Annotated in this window: 10 protein-coding genes and 2 pseudogenes; 6 read left to right on the top strand and 6 right to left on the bottom strand. The window is 70.0% G+C overall.

What is annotated here, in order from left to right; translation table 11 throughout:
• The coding region (locus ABZ281_RS23905) for a VTT domain-containing protein (protein WP_356658485.1) at positions 1-889 on the bottom strand (889 nt) is incomplete at its 3' end.
• Between the two features lie 135 nt (positions 890-1,024).
• Here ABZ281_RS23905 and ABZ281_RS23900 point away from each other — a divergent pair.
• Positions 1,025-1,390, top strand: coding sequence for a YbjQ family protein (locus tag ABZ281_RS23900; protein ID WP_191846876.1), 366 nt, complete (start codon positions 1,025-1,027; stop codon positions 1,388-1,390).
• 21 nt (positions 1,391-1,411) lie between these two features.
• Positions 1,412-1,892 (top strand): annotated as a pseudogene (locus tag ABZ281_RS23895) (hypothetical protein).
• Here ABZ281_RS23895 and ABZ281_RS23890 read toward each other — a convergent pair.
• The 3 genes and pseudogenes from ABZ281_RS23890 to ABZ281_RS23880 form a co-directional block, all read right to left on the bottom strand.
• Positions 1,849-2,055: pseudogene (locus tag ABZ281_RS23890) on the bottom strand (IS5/IS1182 family transposase); the annotation flags it as partial. The pseudogenes ABZ281_RS23895 and ABZ281_RS23890 sit on opposite strands and share 44 nt — an antisense overlap.
• A gap of 121 nt (positions 2,056-2,176) precedes the next feature.
• On the bottom strand, positions 2,177-2,365 hold the full coding sequence (locus ABZ281_RS23885; RefSeq protein WP_356658483.1) for a hypothetical protein: 189 nt from the start codon (positions 2,363-2,365) through the stop codon (positions 2,177-2,179).
• 407 nt (positions 2,366-2,772) lie between these two features.
• Positions 2,773-3,012: an SPW repeat protein gene (locus tag ABZ281_RS23880; RefSeq protein WP_356658481.1), complete on the bottom strand. Its 240-nt coding sequence runs from the start codon at positions 3,010-3,012 to the stop codon at positions 2,773-2,775.
• Between the two features lie 602 nt (positions 3,013-3,614).
• Between ABZ281_RS23880 and ABZ281_RS23875 the strand changes: the two genes are divergently transcribed.
• Together ABZ281_RS23875 and ABZ281_RS23870 are read left to right on the top strand one after the other, a co-directional pair.
• The gene (locus tag ABZ281_RS23875) at positions 3,615-4,325 is read left to right on the top strand and encodes a sigma-70 family RNA polymerase sigma factor (protein WP_356658479.1); all 711 of its coding nucleotides are present in this window, start codon (positions 3,615-3,617) and stop codon (positions 4,323-4,325) included.
• 218 nt (positions 4,326-4,543) lie between these two features.
• Positions 4,544-4,990, top strand: coding sequence for a hypothetical protein (locus ABZ281_RS23870; RefSeq protein ID WP_356658477.1), 447 nt, complete (start codon positions 4,544-4,546; stop codon positions 4,988-4,990).
• A 48-nt stretch (positions 4,991-5,038) separates the two neighbouring features.
• Here the strand turns inward: ABZ281_RS23870 and ABZ281_RS23865 are convergent, their stop codons facing one another.
• Positions 5,039-5,590, bottom strand: a complete 552-nt coding sequence (locus ABZ281_RS23865; protein WP_356658475.1) for a hemerythrin domain-containing protein — start codon at positions 5,588-5,590, stop codon at positions 5,039-5,041.
• Positions 5,591-6,069: 479 nt separating this feature from the next.
• On the opposite strand from ABZ281_RS23865, the gene ABZ281_RS23860 reads away from it, so the two are divergent.
• Positions 6,070-6,996, top strand: a complete 927-nt coding sequence (locus ABZ281_RS23860; protein WP_356658487.1) for a polysaccharide pyruvyl transferase family protein — start codon at positions 6,070-6,072, stop codon at positions 6,994-6,996.
• A 341-nt stretch (positions 6,997-7,337) separates the two neighbouring features.
• A complete protein-coding gene (locus ABZ281_RS23855) occupies positions 7,338-8,474 on the top strand; it encodes an SDR family oxidoreductase (protein ID WP_356658473.1) in 1,137 nt (378 codons plus the stop codon).
• On the opposite strand, the gene ABZ281_RS23850 is transcribed toward ABZ281_RS23855, so the two are convergent.
• On the bottom strand, positions 8,469-9,026 hold the full coding sequence (locus ABZ281_RS23850) for a thermonuclease family protein (protein WP_356658471.1): 558 nt from the start codon (positions 9,024-9,026) through the stop codon (positions 8,469-8,471). The two genes, ABZ281_RS23855 and ABZ281_RS23850, sit on opposite strands and share 6 nt — an antisense overlap.
• Between the last annotated feature and the right edge of the window lie 298 nt (positions 9,027-9,324).

Raw genomic sequence — 9,324 nt, 5'->3', positions numbered from 1 at the left:
GACATCGAGCTGCCGGGCGGCCTGGTGCCGGTGCGCTGCGAGGTGGAGCGCGGGTACGCGGTGTACGTCGAGCCCAACGTGTGGATGCGTCATCCTGGGGGTACTGGTTGTAGTACTGCTGGTCGTTGTAGCCGTTCTGGTCGTGGTACGGCGGCTGCTGCGGCCGCTGGTGGGGCGGCTGGTCGTCCGGGGTGATACGGCGGAGCTGGGTCGTCGCGTCGTCCATGGCCGGGGGCTGCTGCCGCTCCGCGGGGTTCTCGGCCGCGGCGCGCTTCTTCTTCGAGCGGTCGCGCAGGTACTCGATGATGATCGGGACCACGGAGAGCAGGACGATCAGGATGAGGATCGACTCGACGTTCTTCTTGATGAAGCCGATCTGGCCGAGCCAGTACCCCGCGAGGGTGACGCCGGTGCCCCAGGCGACGCCGCCGATGACGTTGTACGTGAGGAACGTGCGGTACTTCATGCGGCCGGCGCCGGCCACGATGGGGGCGAAGGTGCGCACGATGGGGACGAAGCGGGCCAGGACGATCGCCTTGGGGCCGTACTTCTCCATGAACTCGTGGGCCTTGTCCAGGTTCTCCTGTTTGAAGAGCTTGGAGTTTGGGCGGCTGAAGAGCTTCGGGCCCAGGAACTTGCCGATCATGTAGCCCACTTGGTCGCCGATGACGGCGGCGAGCACGATCAGCATGCAGACCAGCCACAGCGGCTGGGTGATGTAGGTGCCCTCGGCCACGAAGAGGCCCGCCGTGAACAGCAGGGAGTCACCCGGCAGGAACGCGAAGAGACCGGACTCCGCGAAGACGATGAGCAGGATGCCGGGCAGGCTGAACGTGGAGATCAGATAGTCCGGGCTGAGCCACTCGGGGCCGAGCGCAAGCGTGGTCACGGGGATGTGGCTCCTGCTGCTGTGGGGGTACGGGCGGGGCTGGCTGCCTCAAAGTATCAACGCAGCCGTCATGGCCCAGGTTCCATGGGCGTACTCAGGATGCACTGTGCCCGGCCCCGGTCAAAGCTGTGAACCATGGGCATCGATGAATACGGCGGCGGACAGGGCCCGGAGCCCGAGGTCCTCGTCGTCACCACGAACGACGTACCCGGCTACCACGTGCGGGAGGTGATCGGCGAGGTCTTCGGCCTGACCGTGCGCTCCCGCCACGTCGGGAGCCAGATCGGCGCCGGGCTGAAGTCGATGGTCGGCGGTGAACTGCGCGGGCTCACCAAGACGCTCGTGCAGACCCGCAACCAGGCCATGGAGCGGCTCGTCGAACAGGCACGCACGCGTGGCGCCAATGGCATTCTCGCGTTCCGCTTCGACGTGACGGAGGCGGCCGACGTGGGCACCGAGGTGTGCGCGTACGGCACGGCGGTGGTCCTGACCCGGGAGTGAGAAGCTGTTGTCGTTCCGGACGTGAGGACTGCGTGTTCGCTGGTGGGGCATAGGGGCGGCGCTGTGGCCGAGCGGGAGTGGGCCATCGCCCGCTCGCGGGTCGGCGAGGTACTGGCCTCCGTGGACGAGCCCGGGCAAAGCCAGGCCCAGGCCGATGGGACAGCGCCGGCCATGGGGCAGGCGGAGGAGACATCGTCAGCGCCGGCCGCGGCGAAGTCGAAGTCGCAGGTGCCGGTGTGACGTGAGGGGCTGGACAGGTCGGTGCTGTCGGTGGACTACCAGCGCATCCTGCAGGCGCTCGCGGACCGTTTCCGGCTCCGTCAAGGGCCGCTGACCTGCCAGGAGATGGCCGTCTTGTTCGGCATGGACGTGGTGCCGGCGCGGGTGGAGGGCATTGCGGTCGAAGGCGAAACGCCTGGTCGCGCGCGGCTGGCTGGCCGAACCCGCGCTGGGCCGGTTCACCCTCGCTGCGGGTGTGGCCGGGCCAGGCGGCGCGTCATGAGCAGGATCATCGACCAGTAGATCATCGCTTCGGCGCTGGTGGTACGGCGTTCGTAGTCGCCTGCCAGGCGGCGGGTGCGCATCAGGTGGGCGAAGAGACGCTCGACGATCCACCGTTTGGGCAGGACCACGAAGCCGCGCATGTCGTCGCTGCGTTTGACCATCGTCGTCACAGCGGCAGAGCACGACGGCACCCTCGTTCTGGCGCCCGCCGCGAGATCAATCCGTCAACGCTAGATGCTTCCTCGAACACCGGCCAGGGGCAGCTGTGTCTCGGGGGAGAGGTCAGGGGTCGGGCTGTGAGGCGGCCTTCAGTGTCCAGCCGCTGCCGGTGCAGCCGTCCTGTACGGGCGGGAACCGGTGCCCCTTCACGTCGGTGCTGTAGCGGTGGCTCTGCCCGCAGTCGCACTCGTAGATCCCGGAGGTCGGCACGATCTCGCCGGGGTGGAAGACCTTGTCGCTGTCATCGCTCATACGACCTGTGTACGGCGCGGGCGGGGGCGCGGCGACCGGAGCGCAGCTTCCCGGGTGGCGGGAGGGGCCCCGGGGCCGGGCAGACCGTTCGGGGCCCCTCGTCTGCGTACGCGTCCAGAAGGGGGGCGACGTCCTGTACGCGTCGTGGTGCCCAACGCCGGAAGTGCAGGAAGGTCACGTCCCACCCCGCGGTGGTACGCGGTGTCCGCCCGGCCGGTGTGGCCGAACCGGGCGTGATGGTGAACGGGACAGTGTCCCCGGGCCTCATCTATTGCCTGCGGGGACGATCGTTCGGCTCAAGCCACCTTGAGCCTTTCGCCGCGTAGGCGACCGCCCTTCACCCCCACCGCATGCGTACGCGGGCCCCGAGCCGTGGGCTCGGGGCCGCGGTGTTGTCGCCGGCCTGGTCAGGAGCGGCTGCGGGCGGTCATCGCCATGGCAGTGGTCATGAGCCCGAGCGTCACGGCGACGGCTCCGGTGATGGTGTTGCCGACGATGGTGCCGGTCGTCGCGGCGGCGTTCTGCACCGCCCAGGGGGCGATGATGGCCCAGGCGCCGATGGCGGCGGCGACCCAGCCCATGCCGCAGGTGCGCCCGTAGACCGAGCCGAAGCCCAGGGCCAGGACGGCCAGAGCGCGCCCAATCATGGCGCTATGCAAAAAGTGCGGCTGCTCGGCGGGCGCCGCAGGCGGTCCGTGGGGTGTTGGAGGGCATAGCGTCGGCGGCCATTGGCTCCGCGGCGTCGGGCGGACGGCTGTGCGGGGGGCCACCCGGATGGCCGTCTGGCGGTCGCAGCGGGTGGGGCCGGACGGTAGACAGAGGAGCGTGATCGCTGGAAGTGACCAGGTCTGCCACCCGGCAGAGACCGTCCCCGTGTCCGGGAACGTCACCGCTCCCGCCGCTGTGGGACGGCTGCTGCGGCAGCGGGAAATTCAAGACGCGCGTGCGCCCGGCCGGCTGAGTACCGGCGTCCGCGCTTCTCACGCCGCACGGCGCCACTGTGGTGCGTATGGCCGGTTCTGAGCGCGTCGGGGCAGTGTCTTCTTTGCGTACGGCAAATGGTGAGGGGCACTCGCTGACCGTCCTGAAGTGTCGTAAGCCGGAGGTTCGCGGGGGTGCCGCCCCGTCTGGCGCCGTACAGGGAAGTGATGGGCCCATGGTTCGTGCTGACGTCGTCGAACGTGCCGCGTCTGCCTCCCGGCAGGCCGACGGCACGTGCCCGGCACCGGGCGAAGATCTTGTACACCGTATGACCCGCTGTCCTGCGGGCCCGGAGCGGGAGGCCCTGCGGGAGGCTGCCGTCCAGGCATTCCTGCCCGTCGCCCGGCGGCTGGCCCGCCGCTACGGCTCACCCATCGACCACCGCGAGGATCTGTACCAGGTGGCATGCCTGGGCCTGCTCCACGCCATCGACCGCTTCGACCCGGACCGCGGACATGCCTTCTTGTCGTTTGCGGTGCCGACCATCGACGGTGAGCTGAAGCGGCACCTGCGTGATCACACCTGGCACGTTCACGTACCGCGCACGATCCGGGACCAGCACCGCCGGGTGCGCCAGGCCCAGGAGGAACTGCGCCGGGCCGGATACGCCGACGGCGGCACGCTGGGCGACCTGCACCAGCTGACCGGCCTGCCCGAACAGGACATCCGGCTGGTACTGCGCGCGGAGCGGGCCCGCGACCCCGCCTCCATCGACGAACGGCGCGGTGCGCAACATTCTGTGGCCCTGGCGGAGAGGATGGGGAGCGAGGATCCCGCCCTGGAGCGGGTCACCGACCATGTCGCTGTGGCGGCGCTCCTGGCGTCGCTGCCGGAGCGGGAACGGCGCATCCTGCACCTGTACTTCTTCCGCGGTATGACCCAGCGGCAGATCGCCGAGTGCATCGGCATCTCGCAGATGCACGTTTCCCGCCTGATCGACCGTGCCTGCACCAGCCTGCGCCGCCGCCTCACCTGCTGACTTGACCGCCTATCGAAGAGTGGGAGTCAAGGGAAGGGTGTATCCGGTGACCAGCTCCTTCGACCCGACCGCCGTGCTCTCGGTGGCCGCAGAGCAGGCGGTGGCCGATGTCGGGGAGTGCTCTGCCCTGCGGGCACTCCGCAGTGGGGCGGGATCGACTGTTGTGGAGAGGGGGTAGAGGGTTGCACAGGCAGTTGGCGCACGGTCTTCGTGCCTCCTTGCGCAATAACGGCCAGGCGTACGGCTTCTCCGTCTCCATCACCGCGAGTGCGGCGATCCTGAATGTAGAGGCGAGACAGTCCGGTGCCGTTCACCTGATCTACTTCGCGGTGGCAGCTGCGGTGGCCTTCAGCCTGCTGGAGACCGTGGCGACGAGAGGCTTTAGCAAGCCGCTTGAACAGGAGCCCAGCACCGTGACCGCGCTGGGGATCGCATTGAGCACCGCCTCCGTGACCGGGGCGGTGACGCTGGCCTGGGTCGTGGCCCATTTCGTCGGAGGCGTGACGGCGTGGCCCCTGACCGGTTTTCTGGTCTCCGTGGTGTATCCGGTGGCTGCGGGGATGGAACTCGCCATCGCTCAGAGGTTCCGTGAGGCGTCCGATCAGAGCACGAAAGAGGAGACCAGCAGAGAGGAAGAGGCGCACGATCGGCAGAACGGAGGCTGACGGTGCACCTCGTTCGGTCAGCGACTCAAGCGCTGTCGGCTTGGTCGTTCATCGGCGCGTCGTATGCCGGGCGAGGTCGCGGAGACGGTCGACCGGCCCGAGGAGTGGGGCCGCCAGTTTGTTGGCCGCCTCATTGTTCACCCACCGGTGCGGGCGGGTGGGCGCGTACGCCTGGGTCAGCTTGACCTCCGCGCCCAGAATCCGCAGACGCTTCGCACCGACCGCCCGGCGCAGGGCGGCGAACTCCTCGCGCTCCTCCCGGGCCGCGTGTTCCAGCACGGCCTTGCGGACGGTGTTCAGCTGCCGGAGATAGCCCTTGCCCTCCGGGCCGGTCCGCCACAGAGCGATGAGCAGTTTCTTGGCCTGCTTCTCCTCCTCGCGGCGGCGTGCGGCAAGATCCCGGCCGGCCTGCAGGGCCCGGCGTGCCACGGGGTGGACATGGGCTTCTTCCGCAGCTTCGTGAACGGCGAGCAGGCGCATCAGCCGCTCGAACGCCCGGCGGCGCGTCGGCCCCGGAACGGCGGCCTTGTAGAAGCCGCGGCGGATCTGCGCGTGCTGCCGGGTGAGTATGTCGACTGCGTCCTCGCGTGTCAGCGTCATGGCCATGATCACACCTCTCCATCTTCGACGGGCACCGGGTACCCCTGTCCTCCTCGGCGTATGTACCAGCCGAACCGATCCCGGCGCGCGCTGCCCGCCGGGGTCCTCGTCGGCCATCGGGGCGGGTGGCTCTGCTGCGACTTCCGGGTTCGGGCAAAGCCGCCTGTCGGGAGGCGTCGATGTGGGTCGTACAGGCAGGCGAGTGAGAGGAGAGCAGGACGCGTGTTCACCGCAGCCGTCCGGCGGACCCCGGGTAACTGCTGACAGGGGGCACCGGCACGGCTCCCCGTACCTCGACGGCCACGGGGAAGCGGCTGGGCGATCCCGCGGCACCTGGCAGCGGGTTCTGGCCGCGGCCGCAGGGCAGTTCCATCTCTGCTGCCCCGGGCTTCTGATTGGCGACCGTTCCGCCGGGCACCCGTGGTGCTGTGTCCGAACCATGGGTGGGAGCATTTCCGGGAGCGCGCGGCAGAGTGCTGGTGGCCGGGTGGTTCAGTTTCCTGCACGGTGAGGTGACGGCCGGGGACGTACTGGCCCTGGGCCGGGTCCGTGACGTGCTGGGCCGTGCGGGCGTCGCCCATGATGTCGCCTGGAGTCCAGGTTTCCGGCCCAGTGCGCTGCACCTGGATGACGTGCGGCCCGAGGACTATTCCCACTTGGTCTTCGTGTGCGGTCCGGTGCACGGGCGGCAGGTGGAGGAACTGCACGAGCGGTTTTCGCATTGCGTGCGCATCGCGGTGGGGACCTCGGTCGTCGACCGGGACAGCCCTGCGGTGACCGGGTTCCACGGGGTGCTGGCCCGGGACTCCTGTGACAGCGAGCCCGGCCGGGACCTGGCCGCCCGGGCCCCCGCCCTTCCGCCACGACCGGTGGTCGGGACAGTACTCACGCACGGTCAGCAGGAGTACGGCCACAAGCGGCGCCACGAGGAGGTCGCCGAGCTGCTCGGGGACTGGCTGCTGGGAAAGGACTGCGCCCGTCTGGAGCTCGACACACGGCTCGATACACACGACTGGCGTCTGTGTGCGACGCCCGCCCAGCTGGAGTCCCTGCTCAGCCGGCTGGACGTCGTCGTCACCGACCGGCTGCACGGCTTGGTCCTGGCGCTGCGCGCGGGTGTTCCGGCGCTGGCCGTCGACCCCGTCGCGGGTGGGGCGAAGGTGACCGCGCAGGCGCGTGCCTGCGACTGGCCCGCACTGGTGACCGCCGAGCGGATGGACCAAGGAATGCTGGAACGCTGGTGGGACTGGTGCCTGACTTACGGCCGGGCGCAGGCTCAGCGGATTGCCGCCGAGTTCCGTGAGGGCGTCGTCGAGGACGGCGCCGACCGCCTCGTGGGGGCGCTGAGGACGTGTTGTGGTGAGCGGGCCGATCCATCGTCGCTGCGGTGGGGCGGAACCTGGTAGCCGGGCACTGGCGGGAGGCTGACCCGGGCGCCCTCACGAGAAGCAGAGGGAGGGGTGCCGGGCAGGCCGCGACGCCCACGAACGCTCCACGTCGATGACCGACGACTTAGCCTCCGCGAGCGGCGCAGCCACGTGGACCATGCGGTTCCGGCGCGACGACTGGGATGTCCGGGAGGCGAAGCGCACCGAACTCAGCTGCGACGGGACGGAACAGATGCGCGGTCGGCGCAGTGCGGGGTGCGGGTGGGCGGGTACTGGGCGAGCGTGGTCCGCATAGGTGGTGTGTCCTGCCCTGGACCGACCGGTGTGCAGGGCTCAGTGAGCGAGGGGAGTTGAGGCTCGTGCCGACCAAGACCAAGCCGCTGTCCGAGCAGGTGATCGTCGTCACCGGCGCATCCAGCGGTATCGGCCGTGCTACGGCCCTGCAGTTCGCCCGGCAGGGAGCCCGTGTGGTCGCGGCCGCCCGCAGCGAGGAGGCTCTGGACACGCTCGTGTCGGAGATCCAGGGCGCGGGCGGCGACGCTCTGGCGGTGCCGACCGATGTGGCCCAGTGGCCGCAGGTCCAGGCTCTCGCCCAGGCCGCCGTGGAGCACTACGGAGGGATCGACACCTGGGTGAACGCCGCCGCCGTGCACCTGTACGGCCGGGCGGAGGACATCACCGTCGAGGAGTTCAGCCGCGTCGTCCAGATCAACCTGATGGGCCAGGTCCACGGCGCCTACGCCGCCCTTCCGTACCTGCGTCGCTCCGGTGGCGGGGTTCTGATCGGGGTGTCCTCCGTGGAGGGTGTCCGCGCGGTGCCGTTGCAGGCACCGTACGTCACGAGCAAGTGGGCCCTGCGCGGCTTCTACGACGTGCTGCGCATGGAGCTCATGGCGGACAAGGCGCCGGTGGCGGTGACCACCATCCTGCCCGCCTCCATCGACACCCCGTTGTTCGCCCATGCCCGTTCGAAGCTCGAGGCCCTGCCCAAGCCGCCTCCGCCCGTCTACGCCCCCGAAGCGGTGGCGCGGGCCATCGTGAAAGCGGCCACTCACCCGACCCGCGAAGTGCCGGTCGGCGGGTCGGCCCTGCAGTTCATCCTGTCCCAGCGTTTCGCTCCGGCACTGACCGACCGGCTGATGGCAGTGCGCCGCATCGGGTTCGCCAGTCAGGTCACCGACCAGTCCGACACCGGCTCCGACAACCTGGAACAGCCGCTGCCCGGCCCCGGCGCCGTCCACGGCGAACTCAACGGCCACGCCTTTCAGCGCAGCCGCTACACCGAATGGCTCGGCCACCACCCCGCACTGCAGCGCTCCGCCCTGGCGGCCGGCCTCACCGCCACCGCCGCCGTGCCCGTCGCCGCTTACGTCACCGGACGCGTCCGGCGGCCTTCCTGGCAGACGCAAGCGGCTCGGCAGGCCGCAACACTCGTGCGGCAGGGACGCCGCTGGGCCGGGCGGCGGTGGAGCGGAAACCGCCTCGTGCGGTCATGACCTGACGTGCGTGCCGGGCAATCCGGCTTGCACCCGCCCGCACGCCCCCATCCCGCGGGCCGCGGCGGGAAGCCGCAGCTGCCCAGGTCCGCTGAGCCGGCGTGCCGGGGAGTCCGGGACCGATGAGTCCGGGGAAGTGACGGAGGTCTCCGGCTGCTGGTGACAGGCGGTCCACAGGCCGGCTCCGGCCTGCTGGACGGCGTCCTCGGCGTCAGAGGTCCTGGGCCAGTACTTGTCGTTGGGCGGGTAGAGAACCGCCTCGGCGTGACCGCTGCGGACGAGGGACTCGTTGACGAAGGTGCCCTGCTCGTTCCGCACGTACAGCAGGTACCGGTCATAGCGGTCGGTGAGTTCGACGTCCCGTTCGGCGCGGATGTGGCTGCCCGGCGGCAGGAGCGTGGCGGTGCGGGCGGTGGCCTCGTCAGCGAAACGGGCGCCCCGCTCCGGGGTATCGATCTCCAGAAGCCGTACCCGGGCCACGGTGTCCCTCGGCAGGACCCCGCCGTCGCCGCGCACCTCGAGGGTGTCACCGTCGATAACGCGGAGCACCACCACGCCCGGCGGAGCTGTCGAGGGCGGCTTGGGCTTCGTGGCCGGCGTGGCCGCGGGGCCGTCGGAGGGCTCTGCAGGCGGCTTCGTCGTACCTGCGGGCGAGTCGTGATGAGGTTTCTCGGACGGCTGAGTCGCGGAGGTCTCCGTCGGCGCAGTCGTGCCGGAGGTGCCCTTTTGGCCCCCGCCAAGCAGCGGGGCGAAACTGAGTGCGTTGTGGCAAAGGGAGTCCCTGTTCGATGAGCAGGGGCTTCTTCGTGTGCGGGGCGTGATCGCGACGGAGTAGGGGCAGGCAGCGGAC

The organism is Streptomyces sp. NPDC006265 (genome assembly GCF_040613555.1).
Classification (GTDB): domain Bacteria; phylum Actinomycetota; class Actinomycetes; order Streptomycetales; family Streptomycetaceae; genus Streptomyces.
Note: the sequence above shows the minus strand (reverse complement) of the source record. Positions and strands in the feature narration are given on the sequence as shown.